Source organism: Cytobacillus sp. (assembly GCF_032154635.1).
Taxonomy (GTDB): domain Bacteria; phylum Bacillota; class Bacilli; order Bacillales; family Cytobacillaceae; genus Cytobacillus.
Map to the genome: position 1 here is coordinate 80,251 of NZ_JALDXW010000011.1, position 26,284 is coordinate 106,534.

24 protein-coding genes and 1 riboswitch are annotated in these 26,284 nt (G+C 35.9%); of the genes, 8 read left to right on the plus strand and 16 right to left on the minus strand.

Features of this window, described 5'->3' with window-relative positions; translation table 11 throughout:
- Window positions 1-90: 90 nt before the first annotated feature.
- A riboswitch (cyclic di-GMP riboswitch) is annotated at window positions 91-178 on the plus strand.
- A 40-nt stretch (window positions 179-218) separates the two neighbouring features.
- The gene (locus RUH74_RS10060) at window positions 219-1,046 is read left to right on the plus strand and encodes an endo alpha-1,4 polygalactosaminidase (protein WP_313800168.1); all 828 of its coding nucleotides are present in this window, start codon (window positions 219-221) and stop codon (window positions 1,044-1,046) included.
- A 65-nt stretch (window positions 1,047-1,111) separates the two neighbouring features.
- Here the strand turns inward: RUH74_RS10060 and RUH74_RS10065 are convergent, their stop codons facing one another.
- The 11 genes from RUH74_RS10065 to RUH74_RS10115 form a co-directional block, all read right to left on the minus strand.
- Window positions 1,112-1,792, minus strand: coding sequence for a DUF4956 domain-containing protein (locus RUH74_RS10065; RefSeq protein ID WP_313800169.1), 681 nt, complete (start codon window positions 1,790-1,792; stop codon window positions 1,112-1,114).
- 22 nt (window positions 1,793-1,814) lie between these two features.
- Entirely contained in the window at window positions 1,815-2,516 is a 702-nt protein-coding gene (locus RUH74_RS10070; RefSeq protein ID WP_313800170.1) for a polyphosphate polymerase domain-containing protein, read from the minus strand.
- Between the two features lie 19 nt (window positions 2,517-2,535).
- Window positions 2,536-4,224, minus strand: a complete 1,689-nt coding sequence (locus tag RUH74_RS10075) for a CotH kinase family protein (protein WP_313800171.1) — start codon at window positions 4,222-4,224, stop codon at window positions 2,536-2,538.
- A gap of 39 nt (window positions 4,225-4,263) precedes the next feature.
- Entirely contained in the window at window positions 4,264-5,664 is a 1,401-nt protein-coding gene (gene pelG / locus RUH74_RS10080; protein WP_313800172.1) for an exopolysaccharide Pel transporter PelG, read from the minus strand.
- Window positions 5,652-7,079 (minus strand): GT4 family glycosyltransferase PelF, encoded by a 1,428-nt coding sequence (pelF, locus tag RUH74_RS10085; RefSeq protein WP_313800173.1) that lies wholly within the window; start codon window positions 7,077-7,079, stop codon window positions 5,652-5,654. Before pelF ends, pelG begins: the two co-directional genes overlap by 13 nt.
- Complete coding sequence (locus RUH74_RS10090; RefSeq protein WP_313800174.1) at window positions 7,080-8,915, minus strand: DUF2194 domain-containing protein; 1,836 nt, start codon at window positions 8,913-8,915, stop codon at window positions 7,080-7,082.
- On the minus strand, window positions 8,905-9,792 hold the full coding sequence (locus RUH74_RS10095; RefSeq protein ID WP_313800175.1) for a hypothetical protein: 888 nt from the start codon (window positions 9,790-9,792) through the stop codon (window positions 8,905-8,907). Before RUH74_RS10095 ends, RUH74_RS10090 begins: the two co-directional genes overlap by 11 nt.
- Entirely contained in the window at window positions 9,785-11,974 is a 2,190-nt protein-coding gene (locus RUH74_RS10100; protein ID WP_313800176.1) for an NAD-dependent epimerase/dehydratase family protein, read from the minus strand. Before RUH74_RS10100 ends, RUH74_RS10095 begins: the two co-directional genes overlap by 8 nt.
- A gap of 259 nt (window positions 11,975-12,233) precedes the next feature.
- Window positions 12,234-13,235, minus strand: a complete 1,002-nt coding sequence (locus tag RUH74_RS10105; protein WP_313800177.1) for an LLM class flavin-dependent oxidoreductase — start codon at window positions 13,233-13,235, stop codon at window positions 12,234-12,236.
- A gap of 118 nt (window positions 13,236-13,353) precedes the next feature.
- Complete coding sequence (locus RUH74_RS10110; protein ID WP_313800178.1) at window positions 13,354-13,923, minus strand: TetR-like C-terminal domain-containing protein; 570 nt, start codon at window positions 13,921-13,923, stop codon at window positions 13,354-13,356.
- Window positions 13,924-13,926: 3 nt separating this feature from the next.
- Window positions 13,927-14,643 carry an MBL fold metallo-hydrolase gene (locus RUH74_RS10115; protein ID WP_313800179.1) on the minus strand — a complete coding sequence of 239 codons (717 nt, stop codon included), beginning with the start codon at window positions 14,641-14,643 and terminating at the stop codon, window positions 13,927-13,929.
- Window positions 14,644-14,867: 224 nt separating this feature from the next.
- On the opposite strand from RUH74_RS10115, the gene RUH74_RS10120 reads away from it, so the two are divergent.
- Window positions 14,868-15,638, plus strand: a complete 771-nt coding sequence (locus tag RUH74_RS10120) for a S1C family serine protease (protein WP_313800180.1) — start codon at window positions 14,868-14,870, stop codon at window positions 15,636-15,638.
- A gap of 31 nt (window positions 15,639-15,669) precedes the next feature.
- Here RUH74_RS10120 and RUH74_RS10125 read toward each other — a convergent pair whose 3' ends face one another.
- Window positions 15,670-16,776 carry an HD-GYP domain-containing protein gene (locus RUH74_RS10125; protein WP_313800181.1) on the minus strand — a complete coding sequence of 369 codons (1,107 nt, stop codon included), beginning with the start codon at window positions 16,774-16,776 and terminating at the stop codon, window positions 15,670-15,672.
- A gap of 265 nt (window positions 16,777-17,041) precedes the next feature.
- Between RUH74_RS10125 and RUH74_RS10130 the strand changes: the two genes are divergently transcribed.
- The 4 genes from RUH74_RS10130 (at window position 17,042) to RUH74_RS10145 (ending at window position 20,949) form a co-directional block, all read left to right on the plus strand.
- Window positions 17,042-17,509 carry a globin domain-containing protein gene (locus RUH74_RS10130; RefSeq protein ID WP_313800182.1) on the plus strand — a complete coding sequence of 156 codons (468 nt, stop codon included), beginning with the start codon at window positions 17,042-17,044 and terminating at the stop codon, window positions 17,507-17,509.
- 118 nt (window positions 17,510-17,627) lie between these two features.
- Window positions 17,628-19,655: a bifunctional diguanylate cyclase/phosphodiesterase gene (locus tag RUH74_RS10135; RefSeq protein ID WP_313800183.1), complete on the plus strand. Its 2,028-nt coding sequence runs from the start codon at window positions 17,628-17,630 to the stop codon at window positions 19,653-19,655.
- A 65-nt stretch (window positions 19,656-19,720) separates the two neighbouring features.
- On the plus strand, window positions 19,721-19,945 hold the full coding sequence (locus tag RUH74_RS10140; RefSeq protein ID WP_313800184.1) for a hypothetical protein: 225 nt from the start codon (window positions 19,721-19,723) through the stop codon (window positions 19,943-19,945).
- A gap of 89 nt (window positions 19,946-20,034) precedes the next feature.
- A complete protein-coding gene (locus tag RUH74_RS10145) occupies window positions 20,035-20,949 on the plus strand; it encodes a nuclease-related domain-containing protein (protein ID WP_313800185.1) in 915 nt (304 codons plus the stop codon).
- A 408-nt stretch (window positions 20,950-21,357) separates the two neighbouring features.
- On the opposite strand, the gene RUH74_RS10150 is transcribed toward RUH74_RS10145, so the two are convergent.
- A complete protein-coding gene (locus RUH74_RS10150) occupies window positions 21,358-22,332 on the minus strand; it encodes a TRM11 family SAM-dependent methyltransferase (protein ID WP_396229973.1) in 975 nt (324 codons plus the stop codon).
- A 267-nt stretch (window positions 22,333-22,599) separates the two neighbouring features.
- Between RUH74_RS10150 and rluF the strand changes: the two genes are divergently transcribed.
- Window positions 22,600-23,307: a 23S rRNA pseudouridine(2604) synthase RluF gene (gene rluF, locus RUH74_RS10155; protein WP_396229974.1), complete on the plus strand. Its 708-nt coding sequence runs from the start codon at window positions 22,600-22,602 to the stop codon at window positions 23,305-23,307.
- 58 nt (window positions 23,308-23,365) lie between these two features.
- Here rluF and RUH74_RS10160 read toward each other — a convergent pair whose 3' ends face one another.
- The 3 genes from RUH74_RS10160 to RUH74_RS10170 form a co-directional block, all read right to left on the minus strand.
- Complete coding sequence (locus RUH74_RS10160; protein ID WP_396229976.1) at window positions 23,366-24,184, minus strand: squalene/phytoene synthase family protein; 819 nt, start codon at window positions 24,182-24,184, stop codon at window positions 23,366-23,368.
- Between the two features lie 114 nt (window positions 24,185-24,298).
- Window positions 24,299-25,057 (minus strand): TerC family protein, encoded by a 759-nt coding sequence (locus RUH74_RS10165; protein ID WP_313800188.1) that lies wholly within the window; start codon window positions 25,055-25,057, stop codon window positions 24,299-24,301.
- A 266-nt stretch (window positions 25,058-25,323) separates the two neighbouring features.
- Window positions 25,324-25,866 (minus strand): NADPH-dependent FMN reductase, encoded by a 543-nt coding sequence (locus RUH74_RS10170; RefSeq protein ID WP_313800189.1) that lies wholly within the window; start codon window positions 25,864-25,866, stop codon window positions 25,324-25,326.
- A 186-nt stretch (window positions 25,867-26,052) separates the two neighbouring features.
- On the opposite strand from RUH74_RS10170, the gene RUH74_RS10175 reads away from it, so the two are divergent.
- Window positions 26,053-26,262, plus strand: a complete 210-nt coding sequence (locus RUH74_RS10175; protein WP_313800190.1) for a methionine aminopeptidase — start codon at window positions 26,053-26,055, stop codon at window positions 26,260-26,262.
- Window positions 26,263-26,284: the final 22 nt, after the last annotated feature.

A 26,284-nucleotide genomic window follows, 5' to 3' on the forward strand; every position in this document is an offset into this window, starting at 1 on the left:
TATTACCGCTCACGTTCACCATTTTGTAAAGTGCCTCGCTTATGGAAGGCACAAAATCTTTCTTTTATATAATAGACTTTTGTACTATAATAAAAGCAATAGCAAATCAATTGAAAAATTGAGACGCAAAACCACAGGTCTAAGGTAATTTCTTTACTATGATGGCTGGGCTGCCGTATTTACTCTTACATAAGATAAATCGTAAAGGAGCATTACGTATGCTTAAAAAAACTATTCTCGCACTTCAATTTATTTTCCCCCTATTATTAACTCAATGCTTCCCAGCTATGGGACAAGCACCAAACCCTTTATTGGATGTCAAGGATTATCAAATTTATTATGAGCATGTGAATGATGAAAAGGCTAAGCAGCTTGGCACTTTTGATATGGTTGTGATCGAACCTCACGAAATTACCAAAGAACGAGTAAGTAAAATTAAAGAAGGCGGTGCTATTGCACTCGGCTATATCAGTATTATGGAATTGCAGGATTGGGATGAAGAGTTTGTTGCAAAGATCCAAGAAGATGACTATTTAAAGGTTAATGGCGAAAAAGTATATGTAGAAGATTGGGATACATATTTAATGGATATTACCAATAAGCATTATCAGCAGTTATTGCTCGATGAAATAGAAGAAGAAATTATTCAGAAGCAATTTAATGGGATTATTCTTGATACTGTTGGAGATATTGATGATTTTTACAGCAATGATAAGGAACTGGCCACTCATTTACGAAATGGGTATGTAGAGGTTCTAAAAGCGATCACTGAAAAGCATGAAGATCTGCTTTTACTGCAGAATTGGGGATTTGAAACGTTAAAAACTTCATCAAAGGATTATGTTGATGCAATTATGTGGGAAGGTTTTAACAAAGAGCGTTTAACTAATAGCAGATGGGGACAGAATTGGATTAACTATTTCCAAACGCTTCAAAAAGAAAATAACATTGCTGTTTTTACTGTCGCACCTAATAAAAGCAGTGTAATTTACAGTAATAAGCAAGGCTTTGTTTCATATGAGAATAATAGCAGTATTTATAATTAACCATAATTAAAGGCCAGCTTCTTAAGAAGCTGACCTTTTTTCGTATAAAGCATTTCATGTAAAGATTAAGAAGCATAATCCCCGCTATATTGAACAAGGGATACATCCTTAACTCCATCAAGATTAGATAACTTGTGCACAAATGCAGTATTATCTACTTTAAGCTTGATTTTTAACGTAAGCTCAGTCCAATTATTACGAACAATTTTCGATTTCAGATCATAATTGTACTTAACAAGCTGGGCTTTGATTTCTTCATATGCCTTTTCGTCATAATGAATAACTAATAAATACGTTTCGTCCTTCCATTTCTTTTTTGAAAGGGAAAAGACAGCAATCGAGATAAAAATAGATCCAAATATCGCTACCGGATACACATTTGCTCCAATCGCAATTCCTGCTGTAATCGCCCAGAATAAAAACACGATATCGAGCGGGTCCTTCAGGGCCGTACGAAAACGCACAATACTTAATGCACCTACCATCCCCAAAGATAAAACAATATTCGTGCTAATTGTCATAATAACAAGAGAAGTAATCATTGTCATTAATACGAGTGTTACATTGAAGTTATGACTGTATACAACACTGCGAAACGTTTTCTTATAAACATAGTATATAAATAAACCTACTATAAATGAGGCAAGTGTTCCAAAGAATATTTCCAAAATGGATACACTAGTAAATGTATCTGAATTTAAAATACTTTTTTTAATAATGTCATCAAAATTAAGCCGATCACTCATATCTATGTGTCCTCTCTCTACTCTATTGCTTATGATAGGTCATGCCTGCTTCTCGGCAAATAACATACTTTGAAATGGCCGAGCGCCGGTTGCTATCGAGCTGAAGAATATCTCGAATATAGTCTGGCAGATAGGAATTAAATTTTACTTCCATAATCATTAAAGGCTCATTTAGCGCTTCAATTGTAACAATGTCTTTTTCAAAGATATCGATCGAATTAATACCCGCACTTAAAAACTTATCAAAGGTAATTCTCACATCCTCAATATCTTCTTTATATGCCTCTCTAACATAATCGACAATGATTTTTGGCGACATATGCTGCGTCCTCATAAATAAGTAAAAATCTTTTGCAACACTGTTATTTTTATTAAGTAAAAAATCATAATCCCATATTAATAACCGCTCGTATTCGTCTCTTGAGATAGGTATGGATTCTTTATTGATCATCTCTCCAAACCGATTCTTTTTTTCAAGTTTGATCATACGATCACTTTGATTATAAATACGGACCCGAAACTTTTTCCTCTTGTAGATGCCATAATTTTTCTCATACAAGTCACTATCATACACATTATCAAAATAAAGACTGCGAATATGGTAACCCTCTTCATTAACCATATTCTCGTCTTTTTTCAGCACTATCTGTAACTTCTTTCTTAAGAGTTCATACTCTCTGACATTTATATAGAACTTCAATTCATGCCGTAACTTTTTCATCATTTACTTCCCTTTAGTATCATTAATTAACGATTATTTTTTTTACCCCAAAATACTTTGTTCCATCCTCATCCTCGTATAGATCAAAGGCAGTTTGTCCATTTCCCTTTGAGTCTTTTGCAATTACCCGCCAATAATAAGTTCCTTTTGCTAATTGATAAGTAAACTCTGTTTCTATCATATCTTTTTGTTCATGAACAATATGTGTAAATGACGGATCTGTACTAATTTGAATCGTATAGAATAGATCGTCGCCTTGAATATCATAGGATGGATCCCATGAAAATACATGCTGATTTTTCTCATTTTCGTAATCATCCAAGAAAAATGGCATTGGTTTCTCAAGATTTTTGTAATAAGTCTCCTTATTAATCAATGATTCATTAACAATTCCATAATATACATCATCATATTCATCTACTTCTACATCTAAAAAATCTTTATCAGGCGACTTTTTCACGAATTGACTCACGGTTGGATAGTATTCATCCAATAAATTCTTTGTGTTTTCTGGGTTAATAATGGATGTTAGTTCTTCCATTTTCTTCGATAGTGCTTCTACATTTTCCGGATCCTTAAAGAATCGTTTATGAAGGACTGCTCCCCAATAATTTGATAAACCATCCTGCCAATCAGCCAATTCTGAATGCTGTTCAACTGTAGGTGATGACCTCCAAGCTCCATCATAATCCCATGGAAGGAAGTACCACTTTTCTGAATTAGATGGACCATACAAATAAAAGTTCTGTGTTGTTACATCGCTATTTCCCATAAGTATGTTTGTTGCTACCCATGTTAAATAATTTTCTTTATCAAAATGTCTTTCCACTACCTCATTAATATTTAATGAATAATTATTTACATCATCTAACATAGAAAGTAATTTACGGTGGTCATTGCTCCCTTTGCTTTCTAAAATCTCTTCAAATTTCTCTTTATTAAATCCTGAATCTGTTTCTAGTTTTAATTGGTCAGGATAACGGAAAAATTCAAAATTCGTAGCTTTATAAAGATTTCCATTCGAATCGAGCCCATGTGCTGCAAGAAAACGCTCATTCGCCTGTTCAATCTGTGTGTATAACCCATAGTCCACAAATGTTCCATTCGAATCTTTATTCGTTAAATCCTTTACATATAAATGAACAAACTGTGTACGCATACTCGTTAAACCAGGAATTTTCGTAAAATAATCAAACGAAAGCTTATTGCGAACTCTTGTCGCATCATATGGATGTTTATTTAAATTTAAAGTTTTTTGTCCTCTCCAAAGACCGGCGCTATCAAACAATTTTATTTTGAACGATTTTTGGGCAGCGACCCGTGTTGATTTTCCACGTAACTGAATGGAAGCATTCATTTCTGTTTCATCGAAACCGAAGAATCCCTCTTTGGTCCCTTTCTCTGTCCCCTCCTGAATCATGATGTCTAATTTAGGAGAAGCTGTATCGCTATTATGGATACTGTACCAATTATTTAACTCATAAAAAGAAGCTTCATTTTCGCTTCCAATGGTAATGTAAAAAGTAACCACAGAATCTTTTTTTTCAAATTCATATAGCCTACTGTCTTCACCGAACACTTTATCCTCATTATCTGCCTGTATCGCAGGGGTCATTTTTTTTTCATCATTAATAGCCGATTCATCATTCGCACATCCTGAGATCATTAGCATGAGAGTGATTAGAGTGAACCATGCAATATATTTTTTCATCCTTCTATATCCTCCAACCCACAACTCCTATATTCCAAATTAGAATTGTTTTATTTTTTTCTTAGGGATAAGCGGCTGTGAGCAAAACGTGTAATAGTCAATTCTATTCAAGTATTTGGTCAATTTCCATAATCCAAATAATAAGCTAAAAAATGCAGTAATAAATACCGCAAAACCGTATTTTCCATCGTGTAAGAATAGCAAAGTAACTGCCATACTCCCTATCGTATAAATCATCGTAGTCCAACTTGCTCCTCTTTGGTCATCGTAATATAGGAGTAAAAGGACAACAGTATACATAATGATAAAAAAGAGGAAGCCTAAGACGAATATGATAAATATTTGAATTTGGTTGTAGGTCATTCCTAATAGCGGAAGAAATTTCAGCCCTAATGCAATGGAGCATACTGCTACAAACAATTGAATTTCTGCGATAAATGAAAGTTCTAGTGAAAGAACCTTAAACATATCTCTTTTCGCAGATAGAATATCTTTCAACGGAAATGAATTTAATATTCGATTATAATACGTTTTATATGCCGTATAAAAATTTGTTTCAACTGAAACCACAAATAGTACCATTGCAGGCAGGACACTTAAATAAGCAAAGAATACTGGCACATCATAAAAAGGAGCAATCACAAATGTATCTTCAACGATATGCTGGTGTTCCCCCTGCCAGACAATAAAATTGTGCCCATAAAGCCCTAATGTATAGAAAAATCCGCAGATAAACAGCAATGGATGCATCTTCATATAAGATAAGAAAAGAAAATACTTGAAATTATTCACCTTGAAGAAATTACGTATATATTTTGTAAACTTGATCAGCATGAAAAAAAAGCCAATATCTAAGCAAATCATCATCGCTGTTGCACTATAGATCTGAAGAAATTTAATACAAATAACAAATGCCAAACCAGAAATAAGCACACCAACAAAAAAACTTTTAACAATTTTCATATAGTCCTTCAATGCAGAGACATACATACATTGAATCCAAACGATGATCAACTCTACAAACAGAATATAGGAAACCAATTTAAACGTAAGATCCAGCGGGGAAAAGGAAAAAAATATAAATGCACACACACCGCCAATAGAAATACATATTGCTATAACCCCATACATTGAAGATAATATATTCTCATATTTTTCAAGAAATAGCTGATCTGCTACATATCTTGATACGATTAGATTAAACCCGCCTGTGATAATTTGGGAAAAGATTAAGGCATATTGGGTTGCTGCCAAAAACAATTCCCTTTCAGCATACGGCGTTTTCACAGAAATTAGCAGCTGCTGTGCAACAGTCATGAGTAAAATACATAATGCAAGCGGGCCAACTGTAACAATTGCCGAATAGCTGTATGCACGTACATTCGCCAAAAGCCCTCGTTCATTGAACATTTTTTTTAATTGAAAACCTATCCCTGCCATTTGCTGTCCACCATACCTGTGTAGAGTTGTTTGTATTGATCAATAAAACTTTTTTTCGTATAAAATTTAGCGGCTCTTTCTCGTCCAATATTCCCCATGATCACCCTTTTATGATCATCTTTACATAATTGAATTATAGCCCTCGCCATTTCAACATATTGCATGACCGGAACAATGATCCCTGCTTGTCCTAAATCATCCCGCTCACCCATCAATATCCCTTTGCAATTGCCCACATCCGTTGCAACAAATGGTTTCCCGCAAGCCATTCCTTCTAACAGGACGAGTGGCTGGCCTTCACTAATACTTGATAGGACAAGAACATCCATTTGATTAATATACTCACGGACATTCACCTCACCCGTAAATATAACATCTTCAATTTGCAAGTTTTCCACTAATTGTATACATTCCTCATAGTATTCCTCATCCTCATCGGTTGGGCCCATAATGAAAAATTTAGCGTCAGACAATTCTTGTTTTACGATAGCAAAACTTTGTATCATTGTCTTAATATCCTTGATTGGCACAACCCGTACAATTGCACCAATATTTACTCCGATCTTATTTTCTGCAGCCCTAGTTGGAAGCTGCCGATAATCTTCGAAATTCACCCCGTTTGGAATGATGGATATTTTGCTTGAAGGACAACCAAGCTCCTCTTGTATTTCCATATTCTTTTGAAATAATGTGATCACTTTATCGGCTGAATCATAGGCACATGTTGACATATTGTAGAAATATTGAATCCACAGATCTTTAAAATATCCCTTTACCCATTGGGCTTTTATGATTTCTTCTTCTCTTTCTCTTGTATAGATTCCATGTTCAGTTAATAAAAAAGGCTTTTGATAGATATACTTTCCTAAGCTGCCAAGCACGCCGGCATAGCCAGTTGAAACACTATGATAGAGATCTGCATGCGGAAGAGGGTGCTTTATGCAAATAAACAATGGCAAAACCATCGATCGCATCGACCAAAACATATCTGTAAAAGGGACTTGGTCATATTTTTCTATGCAAATTTCATGAACAATATCAAAGAAATCCTTGCTCTTTAAAAAATTGACTGCTGAATCAATTCTTTCCCCTGAAAACATTGACAACAACGTTTCCCAATCAGGCTGTCTGCTATCTAATAATGATTTAAGCGCTTTTTTCTCTTTAACTGTTAATTTATAATCACGACCCCATTTATCTTCTTTCTCAATGAAATCATCTAAGAATACCTCCTCCACAATTTGGACATTAGAAGGAATCTGATACTTGAACCTTCCTTTTGATTTTTTTTCGGCGCCGATCGAATAAATAATAAACTCATGCTCTAGCATATTCGTTATAATCGTTTGAATCCAACTTGAAACTCCTCCAGTTACATATGGATACGAGCCTTCCGCAATGATACATATTTTCATTTACTCAACCAACCCTAACTCAATCTTTGCTTTTTTCGCTTTTACAAAATATACATTTTCATCAATTTTTTGTACCTCACAACTTTCTAGCTTCCCTATTTTTTTCTTCGTTCGCAGGATAAAATGCATTTCACCAGAAAATTTATCGATATGGACAATCAATCTATCTTTCTTCTCTTCTATATATACATCAGCTTGTAAATAGTTGGTAAGCTGTTTTCCTGCATTTCTTGCCGTGGTACTCCTTAGCCAGGAATAATCCCTATGGACTTCACGCATGAAGCGATTATATTCCTTCTCTAGCTTACTCCACTTTTTCTTCGATGAACGCCCATCATCTAAAATATCATCAGGATGGATAAAGTGAGAAAAAACACCAAGTGATGTCACAGCATTTGCCATTGCCCACTTCTTCTGCACCGTGTATTCATAGCCAGATGTGATCCTTGGAAAATGGATATAGCCCTCACCTTGGTCAAATTCGTGAACAGTTGTATATTCAACGCTATCCGGAATATACATAGATGATAGAACATTTATCGATGGAATGGCATTTTTCAGTGCTGCTACTCCAACTTGGTCCATTCGATTCGATGGGGGCACATAGGTCTTAATCTCATAATTAGGAAATAACTCCCTCACATAATTTTCTACAGTATTCAAAGATGCCTCCATGTCCGCCTGATTTTTCCAAGGATGATAGCCTAGGTCTTCAACAGCTTTCGCGTTCACTGTTAATGATTGATGGTTATAGCCATGTATGCCGATTTCTCCTCCCATTTTAAGCAACTCTCGTCCGTATTGGACAAAAGTATTCCGATTATACATTTCTTTTTTAAAAGGAGGGGTAACTTCATCATTATATGATTGAATCACCAAACCCGTATATTTCACATCATATTTAGCAGCAATTTTTTGCATTTCTGGCCACCAAATGTCCTGATAAAAACTTGGTGTATCCCTACGGTATTCTTCATAAATGATTTTGTTCTTCCCTTCTGGGATGGGTGCTGGGAAATCATCGATATATACGACCTTCATGTCCATAATTGGATACATAAAATCCTCATTCATTAAGCTAATTGCGCCTGTTATCACACCTCTATTTTCTGTTGCCTCAAGCATCGTCCCATTAAAGACCATAAATTTTCCTTTTTTATAGGCTGTGTCCCATAACAACGGTATATGATCAATAGATTCAGCATAAATGGTAGACTTTTCATCCAGCCCAACGGACAATGATGAGTTTTCTGGGATCTCCCCATTCTTTAAAGTCAATTGATTTTGTTTAATTAAAACATTTGATGTAAGTTTCATCCCATTAGGTGTTACAAACTCTCCGATCTCATAAATACCTAATTTTCGATATAGGTTTTGTAAGGAGCTTTTAATTTCGGGGCGAATAGCAAAGAATACATTTCCGCCTTCAGCCGCGTATTCTTCTATCATCGGTATATTCGGCAGTGCACTTACTTCTTCAAATGTAATCACAACATTTTTATATTGAGCTAGTGAATGAGGCATATTTGAAAGAGTAACTGCCTTTGTTTTTTTCTTCATGTAAGCAAGTGTTTGTGCAATATTATCCTTCAACTGAATACTCGATGAATTCTCTTCATTAAAGAGAATTAAATACTCTTCTTGATTTAATCCTTGCAATGTCTCACCTGACAGCCTTTTAATGCTTGTTTCATCATCTTTCACACCGATAACTGCCTTATTCGGCAGATATTTAAGTATATAAGTTGAGTTAAATATACCTAGAAACAATCCAATAATTAATACAAACAAGATAACAAGGTATATTGATTTTCCTAGTTTAAATTTATAATCCATTTGTCCCACCATGTAACCAAAATCGTATTTTGTTTAGTCCTTGAGGAGTAAGTCTAACAGGCGACTGTCTAAGCAATTGTAAAACCTCATGAAATTTTATTTGATTTTTAATCGTGTAATAGAATTTCATTGTCATAAAATAGGCTTCCTCTTCATTTCCACAATGATGTAAAAAGAGCTGGCAGTATTTTTCAGCTGTTTCAAGTTCTCCTAATTGAAGGTCACAATTAATTTTTTCAATATAAAACTCGTTTCCTTTTGGATTTATCTCAAGAATATTTTCCATGATTCTTGAATATCGATAAGAATATTGTTTTACAGTTCGATGATCCAAGAATCCCGTATTTAAATAATTTTTAATGACTTGTCCAAAAGAAATTAAAAGCTTTAAGTCATTTGGATTTTCTTCTATTTGATATTCCATTTCCCCAATCGAATTTAACAGCTTTCCCTTTATGTCCTGGATCGCAGTAGCCGCATAATGAGATGTTTCAGTATCGTCATTTTTGAGTGCTGTTTGCAAGATTTCAATTCGATTAAAAGTTTCATTTTTTAATAGATCCATTAGCATTTTCCGTTTTGTTTGATTATCATTTAAAAGTAATGCATCCTTCATCGGAACGATACTAGTCTCTTTTTCGACATCAACATTTTGTAAAATGACCGACTGTTCTTGTTCCTTTTTTATTAACCCATCTGGTATGGCTTGTTCTTCATTCTTCAATTTATGGAACATAAAATACAAAATGAAAAAACCGACAAAGGGACAGAAAAAAACAATCATCGACTTAACTGTAATATTCCTTTTGCTTTTGCGATATTCAATAATCATATAGATAACCGCAATTAAGTAATAAACTAACAATGCACTAAGCATAAACTTCTTCCTCTTTAAAATGTGTTTGATCAATAAATTTATTAAAACGGTTAATCACTGCTTGCGCATTGTCTTTATTCGTATTAGAAAGAAGAATCCAGTAGATGCCATTCTCGTCCATCCCAATATAATCCGTATCTCTTAGAGAGGAAGAGATTCGATGGATCACACTCTCCATATTCCCTGGGGGATCAATTCTCAATAAATAATATGGAATATTCAGCTGTTCTTGTGCTTTTTGCTTACTTTTAACTGCTCTATGAAAATATTCTGGTTTTAATATGTTTGTCCCTTTTATATAACGTTCATGATGTGTTGCATTGACAAAATCGTATGCCCTGGCAACAGATGCAGTAATTAAATTGGTCACAACATAAAATAGGTTTTCATGATATAAGGTTAGATGATCAAAATTCATTTCATTTGTACAAATAACAGCAACCGCACGATCTTCTTTCCATATAGGCGCAATCATCATTGGAAAATTCGTATCTAAATTTCGATTAATAAACACTTTATTATCTTCAATTGCTCTTGCAAATGGACTTTTTGGGGTAACCTCTATAGAAGTTGGAAATTGAGAATGCTCGATATTAGACTTTGAGACTAGTCGTAAATATCGATTTCCTTGACCAACTAAATAGATAGCTGCTTCATTTGTTTTCATAATTTGTTCCAGTACGCTAATAACACCATTGAACACATCATCAGGTTCAAGACTATCAATTTTTTTAATAATAGAATAAATTTCACCCACACTATCTTCAGAATAGAGAATCTGAGTTTGTAATTCTTCCTTCACTTTACGGGTTTCCATATAAATATTATCTAGCAATTGATACTTGTCTTGAAATAACTTCAATTCATTCTTTGCTGTTTCCTCTCTTACATGTTTTCGATCAATTACGTATCCAATAAGAAGAGCCACAAATAAATAAACGGCAAATTGGATTAAAGTTGTGTGATCAGTAAACAACGAAACAACTTCTCTTCCATTTCCCAACCCCTGCCAGCTATATAACAGAACCGCTAGCCCACACCCAATTAATGCCTGCACTTTTCCAAAAATAATGCCTGCTGAAAGAATATATAAAAGTAATAAATCAATATTAAATAATACATCCCCAATTTTCATGTGGAGTGCAGCAGTGATAATGAATAAAAGTAAATTTTCAATGTAGGGCAAATATGTTTTCTTATTAACGTTAACACTAGCAGCTCCTAGTACATTTCCTATATCCAGACGCGCTTTTTCTTTGTCCTGTGTAGTTTCCTCAGCAGCAAACCATTCGAAGGTTCGCTTTAATCCCTCTTCTAGCGAGTACTTTGGAGTCCAATCTACTTCTTTTTTTACTTTTTGATTGTCAAGTCTCGAAAATTGTATATCTCCCACTCTCGCAGGCTTATAAACAATTTCTGGTAGGTCATCCATCTCTTTAAAATACTCAACAAGCTGATTGATGCTCGTTTCAGTGTTTGTAGACAGATTCATTACCCCCGAAACATCACTTAAAACCGAACGAAAAATAGCTTCTGCAACGTCTTCCACATATATAAAATCCCTTGTCTGTGTGCCATCTCCGTAAATCACCAGTGCCTCATTATTCAATATTTTAGTTGTAAATATTGAAATTACGCCGCCTTCACCCTCATTCGCCTGTTTTGGACCGTATACATTAGAAAAACGAAAACAAGTTGTGTCTAGGTGATACAATTCATTCCATTTTTTACAATAGTACTCTCCTAGTTTTTTGTTGATTCCATAAGGTGAGAAAGGTTCACACGATGATTCCTCGTTTAGTGGGATATCTTCATTTTTCCCATAGACTGCAGCAGATGAAGCAAAAATAAACTTTGATACTTTATATTTACTTGCAAGCTGCAATATATTAAGTAGCCCCAATACATTCACCTTTGAATCTGCAGCTGGATTTTGTATGGATTTTTCAACATCAACCTGTGCAGCCAAATGTATTACAACATCAAATTTATTAGTCCTAAATACTTGTTCACACTGCTCATCCTCAATGTTAAGCAAATAGGATGGATGACGGAATTGAATATTGCTCTTTTTCCCAGAAGAAAGATTATCAAGAATATGTACTTCATGCCCTTCCCGATAAAACTTCTCTGAAACAAAAGAGCCTATAAAACCGTATCCTCCTGTAATTAACACCTTCATAGCATACCCCTTTTAGACTATTTCTTTAATCCTATATTACGACAAACAAAAAAAAGACTTTCATATGTTATTTAGTTATTTTACAATACAGTAGTCATTAATTACTATAATACTTATTTACACTGTAACAATTTCATAAATAATCCAAAATATAGTTTAACAACCACTTCTGAACAATTTCTGAACAGAGTCATTATTCTCACCCCATAAAAATAGACGAAAGTCCTATACGGCCTCGTCTACTTTCATTTTCATAAATTTATTTCCCGTCGATTACTTCTTTTAAAATTTCATAGGAACGCTTTTGTTTATCCGGATCAAAAATATAAGAGACAGCCATGATTTCATCTACGTTATATTGATCTTGAAAGCCGATAAGCTGCTCCCGAACAGAGTGCTTGCTTCCTAATAATGTCACACTAGACATGGCTGATGCCATTTCTTTCTCAGGCTGGCTCCAGATCTGATCCATGTTCTTGACTGGCGGACTTAATGGTGTTCTCGAACCGCGGACAACATTCAGGAAAAATTGCTGCATCGTCGTTGATTCGAAGTTTGCCTCCTCATCACTCTCCGCTGCAATCACATTTAAGCATACCATCATATATGGGGAAGCTAAGTATTCTGATGGCTGGAACCGTTCACGATAAATTGCGATTGCTTCCCTCATGTATCTTGGTGCAAAATGAGAAGCAAATACATACGGCAAGCCTAATTTAGCAGCTAAATATGCAGAATCCGTTGATGAGCCGAGAATGTATATTGGTAGGTTTGTTCCCACCCCTGGATATGCTCGAACATACCCCTGCCCCTCTTCTGGTCCAAAATACGTAAGTAATGTTTTCACATCTTCAGGGAATGTGTAGACTGAATCATTTTTTGAGCGTCTGAGTGCACTTGCCGTCATCATATCCTTACCTGGCGCACGGCCTAAACCTAAATCTAGCCTGTTCGGGTAAATAGTTGCCATCGTCCCGAATTGTTCAGCGACAACTAAAGGAGAATGGTTAGGCAGCATGATCCCGCCAGAACCAATACGAATTTGTTTAGTATATTCTAAAACGTGTTTAATTAAAATAGATGTAGCTGAGCTCACAAGAGTCGGAGAATTATGATGTTCCGCGATCCAATAGCGGGAATAGCCCATTTCTTCAGTTGCTTGTGCTAAATCAACTAACGCATCAATCGCATCTTTTGCACTCTGTCCTTGGCGGATCGGCGCAAGATTTAAGACTGATACTGGAATTTGTATATTTGTCATTTTCAAATTCCCCTTCCTTATTGAAGATTCAATTACTATAGTAGCAATTGGAACACAAGAAACAAACTTATTTGCCTCAATCATATTAAGCTGCTAAATTTCATTCTTCATTTGACGTTTAGATACATTTATTTTTTATTCCCATTAAAAACGTATCAATAAGGAAATGGAAGCTTTCATTTATGTCTATTTCCATCGCAAAACCGCCTTTTTGTACGATGGAAGCAAAACCATGTAAAATACTGCGCAGTCCTCTTGTCGCATGAACAGCATTTTCTCCATCAATTCCGTATTGCTGCAAAACCTGAATAACCACATTCACTATCTTATCTGATGCAAGCTTTATATCTGTATCTCCCATATCAATTGTATAAAAAGTCGCTTCATATAGTCCTGGTTTCCTGCGTGCAAATGCGAGGTAGGCTTCACCCATTGAGCGGACAGCATCATCTAAAGCTTTTCCTGCTGCAGCAAGCGCCAAACATTTCTCTAGTTCTTTAATCCCATATAAAGCTAATTCCTTACGGAGACCTGGTAAACCTTCAACATGATTATATAAGGACGGTGGCCGAATATTTAACTTTCTTGATAAGGTTCCCAATGTCACTGCTTCAATCCCATCTGCATCTGCAATGTCGGCTGCTGCCTTTACAATTGTTTTCAAATCAAGTCCTACTCTTGGTGACATCGTTTATCTCCCTTTCCCTAAATTGTATTCTGCCCGTTTAATAGCTAACTCTATTTGTTCATTAGGATTTATTATCATTTTTCCATGGCCAACCGCTAATAAAGTTGGTGAATAGTCCTGAATTTTTAATGCACTCTTTGCCGACATTTCCTTACTCCAAGTTCCGAAAGCTGGAAAAGGAAATAATGGCTGTACTTGCCCAGCTACCGCCATTCCACCTCTAGTCTGGAATGCATCACCAGCAATCAGCGTCTGATTTCGTGTATCAAGAAATGAAAAAGAACCTGGTGTATGTCCTGGTGTAGCTATTGACAAAAGGGAGCCAATCCGATCTCCTTCATGGAGCAGAATATTTGCTCGTGTCTTTAAAGATTTTGGTACGCCACCTTTGATCGGTGTTTGAACTTCTCCTTCACCTAAGCTTCGATCCCCTTCCATTAGACGGGCATCTCTTTCTGAAATCATTACATCCACATGTGGCAATGCAGCTTTCAAATGATCTAATGATCCAACATGGTCATCATGCGCATGTGTTAAAACAATTCGAGTAATTGGTTTTCCAATTTTCTTTGCTGCTTCTAAAATCCCTTTTGCGCTGAATGGCAATGCTGCATCAATAAGAGTTAGAGAATTCTCTTCCTCAACTAAATAGCAATTTACAGGAAAAAAATGAGCCAAAAAAGTCAGCTGATAAATGGTTTCTGTTTTTGTCATTTTCATAAATATATATTCTCCTATCCCAAAACTAATGGTATTAGTTTTATAATAACTAATACCATTAGTTTTGGCAATCGGTATTTTACATTTTTAAAAAAACATTTTCCCCTGCTATTCAACTAAACCTTGCCTTTTTATTCGCAAAAATGTTCTGGCAATTGTATAGTAGATTTAATTCAAGTCCTCAATCGGAAATTCTATAAATACATAATGAAAGGGTTATAAGAATGAATCATTATGATACGGATAAAAATGAAGAACAATTCGAAGAACCGTCATTAGAAGATTTTTTACCAAATGAAGAGGATAAGTGGTTGCTAGAAAAGCAGAAAAGGAGAACTACCATTGTAAAGAGGATTATTACAATCTGTGTGGCGATTACCTTGCTAGTCAGTTTGCTTCAAATTTGGCCACAAGTATTTAATCTATCATCAATCAATTTTTTGCACAAGTCAGCTGAGCTTTCCAAACTGGAGGAAATCCAAAAATATAAAGAAGCTGTTGTTACCGTTTCCGACCAAACTTCCAAAGGAACTGGATTTAGTATCACTAATAATGGATTAATCATTACAAATCACCATGTGGTTGAAAACATGTTTCCTATAACGGTTACCTTCCCTAACGGAGAAATATTCCGAGCGACCACTTTACAATCTTATCCTAACCTCGATCTTGCCTTTTTGCATATCGAAGGAGAAAACTTACCCGCTCTATCATTAAGTGAATCTGATTCTTGGAATGTCTCTGATGAAATTTATGTAATTGGAAACCCGCTTTTACATAATCAAATTGTTATGGATGGTGAAATACTCGAGGGATCTGATAAAAATAAGGTGCTGCTGCTTTCAGCACCGATTTATAAAGGAAACAGCGGTAGCCCAGTCATTAATGCAGATGGAAATGTAATTGGTGTTGTTTACGCGTTATCCACGAAAGATCAGACAGGGCTTGCCATCCCGATAGAAAAAGTGTTAGAGCATTTACCTGATGAATATTAGGGACAGAGGGACAGGTCCCTCGTCCCTTAATTTACAACAAAGCATCAGCCTCAACAATTTCCACCGTTAAATATTCCTTCAAAGATAAATCTATTTCATATGGGGAGATACCTTGGCCATCCTCATCAGTTAAAATTCTTATTTCCGGTCTGCCAACCGCATTGAAATTGTATTTAGATACGATGCCTGTTCTTCCATCATTTAACTTCACAGTTAGCCCAGGAGGATAGATGGCGATACAATTTTTAAAAAATTGTATTTGGTTACTTTCAAATTGTGTTCCACTACCGCTATAAAGAATTTCAAGCCCTTGGTGAGGAAGCATCGCCGGACGATATTCACGATGACTCGTAACCGCATCAAATACGTCAGCTACACTCAATATTTTTGCGTATTTATGAATTTCGTGATTCTGTAATCCTCTCGGATAACCTGTTCCATCTATTCTTTCATGATGTTGGAGTGCACAATGTGCAACAGTTAGAGGGATTTCGTGGATTCTCTTGAGGTGATCGAATCCTAATTCACAATGTGATTGCATTTGCACATATTCTTCTTCTGTTAATTTTCCAGGTTTGTTTAGAATTTCCTTAGGAATATAAATTTTTCCAATATCATGTAACATTGCACCTAGGCCGATCTCTTCGATATTCTTAAGTGGCAGACCATTCTCAATGGCCAGCTGACAAGCATAGATCGACACGTTCAAACTATGCGTATATACATGATTCTCATATACTTTTGTCGTTGCTAACAAATTTAATGCCTTTCTGTTTTCAGTTAAACTACTGAGAATATCTTTATAAATCTTTTGCATACTGCGAATCGCTCTGCCTGACTTAGCCATTTGCTCCAATTTTGATTTAGATGGATTTAATCCTGCGATTTCATCCAGTCCTTCTGTTATGACGTTCATTGCTTCAACACGTAATTCCTCAGGAATAGAATCCACTATTTCTATTCCATCAGACATCTCATCCTCAACATATACTGTAAATACATTGAAGTTCATTAATTTTCTTATCAGGCTTTCAGTTAAATACGTGCCCTTCTTCAAAAGAACTCTACCATTTTCCTGATAAATCGATTTACCCAACCTTGTCCCCGTTTTACATCCATCCAATTTAATTAAACGCATGATTCCTTCTCCAGTTTCCCCAAAAAATATAATCAAGTTACTTATTTCCTATTAAATATTCCTATTACATTCACATAGGTACATGATACTATACCATTCGAATTATTTGTATAAAAATACGTTATCATTTCAAATTTTCTTTACTCGAATGCTTCATTTCATATTGGTTAAAATAACACAATGTTACATCTTGGAGGAGGAATACAATGAGTAATTTGTTAAAGCAAAAAAATGAATGGTAAGAAGTCTTAAGGATCATTAGCAAATGGATCCGAAAAAATTGGAGATTGTAAAATCAACCTTGCCATTCTTGAAAGAACACGGGGAAACCATTACAAGGCATTTTTATCAACGGTTGTTCAAAAATCATCCTGAATTGCTTAATGTCTTTAACCAAACACATCAAAGGACTGGACATCAACCAAAAGCATTAGCAGATGCAGTCTATGCAGCGGCAGCAAATATTGAGGATATGAGTAAAATCATGCCAGCGCTTGAGAGAATTGGAGAAAAGCATCGAAGTCTGCAAATAAAACCTGAACAATATCCAATTGTTGGCGAAAATCTGCTTGGGGCAATTAAAGAAATATTAGGAGATGGGGCAACAGAAGAAGATTTGAAAAAGGTAATAAGTCCTATTCTATACTCTTACGTGATAGGAATAGGTGGCCAAGGGATCTGTCCCCCACTTAGCGGGCAAGCTGCCTGCTTTTTCCTTTGTACCCGCAAATAATTTGAAAATAATGATTAATATCATTTCTATTGACCTTATAGTGTTATCCTTCTAAAATCATGAGTAGTCTAATAGTCATATTTTCCAAATTACATAGTTTCTAGAAAGAGGGTTTAACGTGTTTTCACCGCCTCCAATCAATACTGGCATTGAAGTTAGTGGGGATTACTCACTTCCAATTATTTTCTTATCTATTATTATCGCAAGTCTTGCATCATTTACAGCCCTTTCTTTGAATGAACGAATCCTAAAAAATAGCTTTTTCCACCGTAACATTTGGCTAATATTGGCATCCATTGCGATGGGGTTTGGCATATGGTCCATGCACTTTATAGGTATGAGTGCACTTTCACTTCCTTTTATGATGCATTATGATTATCTGCTAACATGTTTATCTACTATTCCTTCTATTATTGCTTCTTTTTTAGCTTTTTACATCGTGAATCAAAAAAAGCGATCATTTGCTTCCTACTTATTAGCAGGAATTTTCATGGGAATTGGCATCTCCGCCATGCACTATACTGGAATGGCTTCTATGGTTATGGATGCCTATTATGTATATAATCCATGGATATTTACCTCTTCTATTTTGATAGCAATCAGTGTTTCGTTTACTGCTATTTATATATTTTCTCGCCAACAAAGGTACGCGAAAAACAGTTATGTTAAAACCTTAACATCAGTGATATTGGGACTGGCTGTTGCAAGTATGCATTACACAGGTATGGCAGGAACGACCTTTTATCTGCCACATCAGCATGTTGTGACACCAGAACATCATATGAATATGACATTATTAATTACAGGGGTCACAATTGGTATTACTTTATTATTATGTCTATTGCAATTATCGAGCTTAGTTGATCGCTATGTTGATTTTCGGGTGAGTCATATTGATATCTTAACTAAACTGCCAAACAGACGAAGTTTTGAGAAAGCTTTAAACAATGGTGGTTTCTATCGAAGTTTAGCCGTATGGAATCTCCATAATCTTGAAAAACTGAATAATGATCATGGATATCATTTTGGTGACGAAGTGATTCGATATGTTGCAAATGACTTACGTCAATTAAACCTCCCATTAAGCGACCTTTATCGAATTGATGGAAATCGTCTAGCACTGCTTTTACAGGGAAAGGATCGGCAAGCGGAGCTTCAGAAAGCAATGAAATTTCTTTCTGCAAAATGGACTCAGCCGGCTGTAATCCAAGAGAAGGAAATTTTGTTACAAGGTGTCTGCGCCATTTCATCTATAGATGATCATCAAAGTCCAAAAAGGTTATATTCAGAAAGTCTTGCTGTTTTGTCCAGTCTGCATATTCAGTATCAGAACGAAGTAATCTGTTTCGACCCTCTTATTCATACGTATTCATTTGAACAGGAGATCTTAAATAGCATTGATCAAGCGATGAAAAATGATGATCTTTTTCTAGTCTATCAACCAAAAGTTAATGCTGGCACACATAAAATTGTCGGACTGGAAGCGTTGATCAGGTGGAATCACCCTGAACATGGACTTCTCTCCCCAGGCGTTTTTATTCCAATTTTGGAACAAAGCCACCAGATAAGCGACGTTACAAACTGGGTAATCAATAAAGTGTGTCATCAAATTAAAAATTGGGAGGAGCAGAATCTACCTATTTACCAAATAGCAATTAATATTCCTGGTGAGTATGTTACCTCACCAACACTATTAATAACTTTAAAGAAGGCTTTAAATAAATACACTGTTGATCCTCGTTTTTTAGAACTAGAAATAACTGAAACGAGCGTAATGGAATCGGCAGAGTCTTCCATGCGAGCGATTAGTACCTTTAGAGAAGCAGGATTTTCTGTAGCACTCGATGATTTCGGTACTGGTATTTCCTCACTCTCCAATTTAAGACAAATGCCTATATCAACCCTTAAAATCGATAAGTCTTTTGTGGACGAAGTCCCCAAATCAGAAAAAGACTCAGCCATTTTAGAAGCAATTATCGCACTTGGACATTCACTTAATTTAAATGTCGTTATCGAAGGAGTAGAAACCAAAAATCAAGTAGACTTTTTATCCTCTACTGGATCCCTTCTCTCATTACAAGGCTATTATTTTGCCAAGCCAATGGTTCCTGAAGAATTGATGGAATGGATTAAAGGCAATAGTTAATTGGTGGATAAAAGCAAAAATTACGGGTATACTAGGTTGGAAATATTTAGCAAGGAGGTGCTTGCGTGTTAGAACTAACTAATCATATGGAGTTCGAAATGAAAAGCTGCTTCACTCCAAATTTAAACAATTCACATACATTAACAGTATTGAATGTAACGCCATCAAGTGTCATCATCCAGATGAACAACCCTAATTGCAGAGGCGTCTTTCCATTGGATAGCTTTCAGTATTGGATTAAAAAGGGGTCACTCGTTCATATTAACGATATAGATAAGAAGACTTCGTGAAAAACATCCTTTACTGAGGATGTTTTTTTGCTCTTGTAAACAGTAAGCAATTTTCATAAAATTAAGGTAAAACTAATAGGAGCTGGGACATGATTATTAAAGAACGCTGTAGACCAGTAGAATTGGAGATAATGAAATATTTAAATGTTAGAGGAAAGTTAACTGAAACAGAGGCGAAAAATTATTCCGTGCTTATTAAAGGTTATGAAGGAGAAATAAAGTTTGACAAGTGGGTAGAACATCTATTATGTGATTGTCTTATTTTAAATGATTTACTGCTTGAATATGATCATAATGTATTTCAAATAGATACATTACTAATCACTTATGAAACCATTTATTTGATCAATGTTAAGAACTATGAAGGTGACTTTTATTTTGAATCAGGGAAATGGTTTACTCTGTATCGATCAGAAATAAAAGATCCGCTGCTTCAGCTAAAGCGAAGTGATTACTTATTACAGCAACTAATCCGAAGCCTAGGATTTCCTCACTATTCTATCGAAGCGCTCCTTGTATTCATTAACCCCCATTTTCACCTTTACCAATCCTCAATGAACCTGCCGATTATTTTTCCATCACAGCTAGAACGTTTTAAGCATAAATTAGAAAAGCAGAAGGCAAAATTAAATAATAGACACTCCAAAATAGCAAAACTATTAATCTCTCTTCATAAGCCTAAATCTATTTATACTCATATTCCTGATTATGATTATGACCAACTACAAAAGGGAATTGTCTGTTCGTCATGCCATTTTCTTAATCTTAATTTGAACATAGATAAGCTGATATGCAAGGAATGTGGAGCCGTTGAGGCAGTTGACTTAGCCGTACTGCGCAGTGTTGAAGAGTTTAAGCTTCTTTTCCCCGAAATGAAGGTCACAACACATATAATTCATGAATGGTGTGCAGTGATTAAATCGAAGAAAACGATTCGGAGGATTCTAAAAACAAACTTTAATCCTATCGGTTATGGCAGTTCGTCTTATTATGTAAATAAGTAATAGGTTTAAAAGAAAAATGATTATATACTGTTTACATATTTGCGGGCATATGAAAATGTGTGCATGTGACCGTCAAAGGCTTTTCCTGCTATCACAGGCCTGCTTGTTACCGCGCACTCCCTTTTTCCTGCTGGTACGGGCACATGTACACACTGCTTGTTACCGCGCACTCCCTTTTTCCTGCTGGTACGGGCACATGTACACACTGCTTGTTACCGCGCTCTTCCTTTTTCCTGCTGGTACGGGCACATGTACGCACTGCTTGTTACCGCGCTCTTCTTTTTTCCTGCTGGTGCGGGCACATGTACATACTGCTTGTTACCGCGCTCTCCTTTATCATCCTTGCACGGACACATGTACTCCTTTTTTGACTACATACACCCTTTCTGTAAACCATCTATTACTCTATTACTTACAAACTAGAATTTGCCTAGAAAACACACCTTTGCTCGCTACACAGCGGTCTTGAATATCAAAGCCTGCTTCCATGATCATTTCATCAATTGTCTCAATCGTAATAATGACTGCCTTCTTGGCAATGCGGCGCGCATGTTTCAGAATGTTAAATTGTTCTTCAGGTGTAGCATGGGTATACAAATTGTATGGGAGATCAATAATCGCCACATCATATTGTTCAGTTACATCTGATATAGGCCCCATCCCGACTTCTCCTTGATAGCCAAAAAAAGCAATATTCTCCCTTGATCCTGATGCAACAAGCGGATTAATGTCACGCCCGACAATATTAATGCCCATGGAAAGCGCCTCTACTAAAACCGTTCCAATCCCACAGCAAGGATCAATGGCTTTCACTCCCTCTGTTTTAGGTACAGCAATATTGGCCACAGCCCTGGCAACCCGTGTACTAAGGGCAGTTGAGAAAGTTTGCGGCTTCTTCATATGCTGGAGCCATAATGCTTGATTTTTTCGTAAGTTTCCAAAGTACCATCGTCCACCTAGGGTTACAATTCCAAACAAATGATCCGGTTGACGTACATCTGCTTCTCCCTTGATTTCCCAGCCAATTTCACGTTCAATTAATCGACGCTGATCATATTCAATTTTTTGATCTGCCTCTAAATCATTAATTTTAATAAAAATTACTTTGAAGGTTGACTCTTTCATGTCGATGTGTCCAACTTGTTCAACGATTTCCGGCAAGCCGTCTCCGTCATATATCACTTCAATCCGCTCTTTAATAAATGGACTCCGACTTGGATCGATTTTTATCGCACTTTTTAAAATATTGATGTCTGTCTGTTCTCCAAAAAGGGAGCGCATTTCTAAATGAGCAAGCGATTGTTCTTCCTTTTGGCATGCAAATGTATAAATAAATTCATGACTTTCTTTTCTTATAAACAAATAATTACCATCCTTTATCATTTCTAAAATTATTCTTCCTATCAAACCATATCTGTTATGTGGGAGAAAAGCAATTAAAACCGTTAGTGAATTAAAAGAACAAAACTAATGTAGATTTCAACAGCCTGCTATCCCCTATTAGGATAAAGGGGGAGTAAAAACAACTTTCCTAACTTTTCTAGTCATGATACACTTGAATCCTTCTGATTAATTTACTATTAAATCTTGATATTAATAATTTTTTCGTGGTATTCTTTTAAAAAATTGACTTCTTAAGGATTGGTTATCATGCGTATTAATAAGTATATTAGTGAATCTGGATATGCCTCAAGACGAGGGGCAGATAAATTAATTAGCGAAGGAAGAGTCACAATCAATGGAAAAGTGGCAAAGGTAGGCAGTCAGGTTGAACCTGGTGATGATGTTCTCGTGAGTGGGCACCCGATTCGGATGGCTAGAAATTATGTGTATATCGCCTTAAATAAGCCTGTTGGCATTACGAGCACAACTGAAAAAAATGTAAAAGGAAATATTATTGACTTAGTTAATCATCCGCTAAGGATTTTTAATATTGGAAGACTAGATAAGGACTCGGATGGTCTTATTCTTTTAACAAATGACGGAGATATTGTTAACGAAATTTTGCGTTCAGAGAATAAACATGAAAAAGAATATATTGTTTCAGTAGATAAGCCAATTACTCCTGAATTCTTGAAAAAAATGGCTGAAGGAGTAAAAATACTTGGGACAAAGACGCTTCCTTGCGAAGTGAGACAATTATCAAAATATGATTTTCAAATCATTTTGACACAAGGGCTAAATCGCCAAATACGACGTATGTGCGCCGAACTTGGATATGATGTATTTCGTTTGCAGCGCACACGTATTATGAATATTCATTTAGGTAACCTGCCAGTTGGACAATGGCGCGATTTAACCAAAAAAGAACGAACAGCCCTTTTTAATGAACTGAACTACCAGCCTAAAGAGTGGTAAAATTAAACAAGCGCATGGCTCCAAGACCAGTATGGAAAAAGGAGACCAGGCGCTTGTTTTATTTCCCAACTACACGGCTTACTAACTCGGTTACATCAGATCTACTCATTTTTTCCTTCCCAGATGTTAACGCATCAAGCGTACCATGCGCCAATGCTAATGGAATTTTGCAAAAATGGAGAATCGTATCCGTCTTAATATCTTTCACATATTCATCAGCTAATGCAAGATTTTTGCGGGCATACGATAACATATCTTCAAATTCCCAACCTACAGGAAAGAAGTTAACCCCTCTGCACGCATCTTCCTTATGATTACGGAGAATATTCACTGACTGTAATCCACGTCCAAATGCAATTGCTAGTTCCTTGTCCGTTTCTGTCCCGTCATACCATTTCCAAATATCTGTTAGCATCACACCTACTAGCCCAGCAACATAGAAAGTATATTCATCCAAATCATTTTCATCTTTAATGTCCCAATTTTTTCTTGCCCATTTGGCCATTCCTTTCGCCATAATAGATGTAGCTTCGAGGATTTTCTCTTTGATCATTTGCGGGCACACCTTAATCCAGTCATTTAGTCGAATCGTGACTTCAGGCAAGATAGAGAAGTATGGCTGATAAATATCCAATAACTCATTGTCATTAAAAGGTTTTCTTAAGAGGCTACCGACATTTTCCAAAAGATCGCTCTTATTCATTGACTCAAGCGCAGGATGATCTTCAATCTCATCAATTGCTCTCATACATAAGTAGGCAGAGGTTACTGCTTCTCTTAAACCAGGGGTTAAAAGACTAATGGGTATAAAAAAAGTCCGGCTTGTCTCCTTTAACATCTCTATCGCATCATTATGTAAATTAGTCTGTTCACTCACCGTATGCTGCCTCCCTTTTTCTTATATGTTGATTGTAATATTCCTTTGTTTAGAGTGCAAATATAAGAAGCTATTCACATAAAGTGAACAGCTTTTATACACATGTTCTCATATTTAAGCGATTTTATCTTGTCCATCATGACTCTTTTTGAAGTAATGGACCGCAAACGTTACAATAAAAGCTAAAATGATAATCCCGAAAAATACGAGGTGGTCTATTTCAATACCAAATACACTTAAGAACATTTTAATGGCAATAATGGCAATCAATATAAAGGCTGTGTTTTCAAGCTCAGGAATTTTTTCAATGAGGATAAGAAACCCTTTCGCAACTGTCCGCATCATTAAAATTCCTAGCATCCCGCCAATAAGTAAAATCCAAACCTTTTCTGATACAGCAAATGCTGCTAAAATACTGTCGACAGAAAATGCTAAGTCCATAATCTCGACTGATATAACGGTTGCCCAAAAAACACCAAAGGTTCGGATGAGCCAGCTCTCCTTTTTCATTCCTTCTGCTTCATCGTCCCCTTCACCAAGCCAGAAATGTTTAATTACGAGCCATGCTAAATAGCCAGCGCCAATCACCTTAATCCACCAAAATTTAATTAATATCATCCCAAGACCTATAAACAGAAAACGAAAGAAATATGCACCAAACAAGCCATATGTTAATGCCTTCTTCTGCTGTTTTTTAGGCAAATGCTTTACCATTACAGCCAGTACTAAAGCATTATCAGCAGACAGCAAGCCTTCTAAAATTACTAATGTGCCGATATATCCCCATGATACTGGATCTGTCAACACCTCTCCCCACATTTCCCAATCGAAAAACGAGGCATATGTGTCTAACAGATGATTCAAGATTTCCAATGTAAAGACCCCTTTAAAAATAAAATGTTTGCATTTATTTATCACTAAAAAAGGATAGCTAAAGCTATCAATTAGTGTCATGCACACCGCAAAATTTATACATTTGAACAGTCCTATACCAGAATAGGGCTATTTACTTTTAAAATTATACTAAAATACCAATTAAATAGCCACAGGTTTTCCTTAAGCATTTGATAACAATCAAAATAAAAAGCAACTGAATGGACTCCCTTCCAGTTGCTTTCTTATCCATTTTGTAATGGCTCTTATCTTTTAATTGCTAAACCTTTGTGCATCACAACTAACTCATCTGCAAGTGCATCCATTCGGGATAAAACACCCTCATCAACAATTTCATTATCTCCATTGAAATGTTCACTGTTTGCATACACATAGCTTGGTGCGACAAATGAACGCAAATACCCAGCAATTGGTTTCATCTGATTTTCAACTACGAGATAATGCTGATACGTCCCTCCATTCGCTACAAACCCCATCACTTTATGACGAAAAGCAGCTGGATGAACAATATCAAATACATTCTTTAAAGGCGCTGGAAATGATCCGTTAAAAATAGGAAATCCAATTAAATAAAAATCTGCGTCAGAAACCGCTTTAATCATTTTCTTCGTGTCTTCGTTATATTGATCTGGATTTCTGCCATCACAAAATTCTATTTGAAAGTCCCTTAAATCAAGCAGTTCTATTTCGATTTCTGGATATTTTTCCTTCACCTTTTTTAAGACAGCATCAACTAAAATGGCTGTCTTTGCCCCTAAAATAGTTCCTGATATTCCGAGTAATTTCATTCGATGTTTCCCCTTCCATTGATGTTCATTCATATATTGGGTTTTGATTATTTCCAACTTGAGAATGATAGTTACTTTTGTTGTTTATATCATACACTTTTTCCGGCTAAATGAGAATGAAAAGACACCAAGTATAAAAACCGCCATTTTTATTAAAACTAATAAAAAAAGCTTGGGGTGAATAATATGGGGTTGTTGAATTCGTTTAACGAGTGGAGGACGAATCGATACGAAAAGCATCTATCAAATATGAAGGATGAGAATAAATGTCCTGAATGCTACGGTCGAGGATTTTCCATTTACCCTGGAAATGAATATGCCTACCACGCAAATTTATACGATTGTCCCGGCTGTAACGGAGGCGGCACATACTCTGACTGGGAGGACTATCAATAAAAGAAATGCGGGCACTGCAAGA

Bases quoted from the DNA above. Each gene is read 5' to 3' on its own strand.
- RUH74_RS10060 (WP_313800168.1), top strand. From the start codon at position 219: ATGCTTAAAAAAACTATTCTCGCACTTCAATTTATTTTCCCCCTATTA.
- RUH74_RS10130 (WP_313800182.1), top strand. From the start codon at position 17,042: ATGGATCCGAAAAAATTGGAGATTGTAAAATCAACCTTGCCATTCTTG.
- RUH74_RS10095 (WP_313800175.1), bottom strand. From the start codon at position 9,792: ATGCTTAGTGCATTGTTAGTTTATTACTTAATTGCGGTTATCTATATG.
- RUH74_RS10120 (WP_313800180.1), top strand. From the start codon at position 14,868: ATGAATCATTATGATACGGATAAAAATGAAGAACAATTCGAAGAACCG.
- RUH74_RS10125 (WP_313800181.1), bottom strand. From the start codon at position 16,776: ATGCGTTTAATTAAATTGGATGGATGTAAAACGGGGACAAGGTTGGGT.
- RUH74_RS10070 (WP_313800170.1), bottom strand. From the start codon at position 2,516: ATGATGAAAAAGTTACGGCATGAATTGAAGTTCTATATAAATGTCAGA.
- RUH74_RS10145 (WP_313800185.1), top strand. From the start codon at position 20,035: ATGATTATTAAAGAACGCTGTAGACCAGTAGAATTGGAGATAATGAAA.
- RUH74_RS10100 (WP_313800176.1), bottom strand. From the start codon at position 11,974: ATGAAGGTGTTAATTACAGGAGGATACGGTTTTATAGGCTCTTTTGTT.
- RUH74_RS10170 (WP_313800189.1), bottom strand. From the start codon at position 25,866: ATGAAATTACTCGGAATATCAGGAACTATTTTAGGGGCAAAGACAGCC.
- pelG (WP_313800172.1), bottom strand. From the start codon at position 5,664: ATGGCAGGGATAGGTTTTCAATTAAAAAAAATGTTCAATGAACGAGGG.
- RUH74_RS10090 (WP_313800174.1), bottom strand. From the start codon at position 8,915: ATGGATTATAAATTTAAACTAGGAAAATCAATATACCTTGTTATCTTG.
- RUH74_RS10105 (WP_313800177.1), bottom strand. From the start codon at position 13,235: ATGACAAATATACAAATTCCAGTATCAGTCTTAAATCTTGCGCCGATC.
- pelF (WP_313800173.1), bottom strand. From the start codon at position 7,079: ATGAAAATATGTATCATTGCGGAAGGCTCGTATCCATATGTAACTGGA.
- RUH74_RS10110 (WP_313800178.1), bottom strand. From the start codon at position 13,923: ATGTCACCAAGAGTAGGACTTGATTTGAAAACAATTGTAAAGGCAGCA.
- RUH74_RS10175 (WP_313800190.1), top strand. From the start codon at position 26,053: ATGGGGTTGTTGAATTCGTTTAACGAGTGGAGGACGAATCGATACGAA.
- RUH74_RS10075 (WP_313800171.1), bottom strand. From the start codon at position 4,224: ATGAAAAAATATATTGCATGGTTCACTCTAATCACTCTCATGCTAATG.
- RUH74_RS10115 (WP_313800179.1), bottom strand. From the start codon at position 14,643: ATGAAAATGACAAAAACAGAAACCATTTATCAGCTGACTTTTTTGGCT.
- rluF (WP_396229974.1), top strand. From the start codon at position 22,600: ATGCGTATTAATAAGTATATTAGTGAATCTGGATATGCCTCAAGACGA.
- RUH74_RS10065 (WP_313800169.1), bottom strand. From the start codon at position 1,792: ATGAGTGATCGGCTTAATTTTGATGACATTATTAAAAAAAGTATTTTA.
- RUH74_RS10150 (WP_396229973.1), bottom strand. From the start codon at position 22,332: ATGATAAAGGATGGTAATTATTTGTTTATAAGAAAAGAAAGTCATGAA.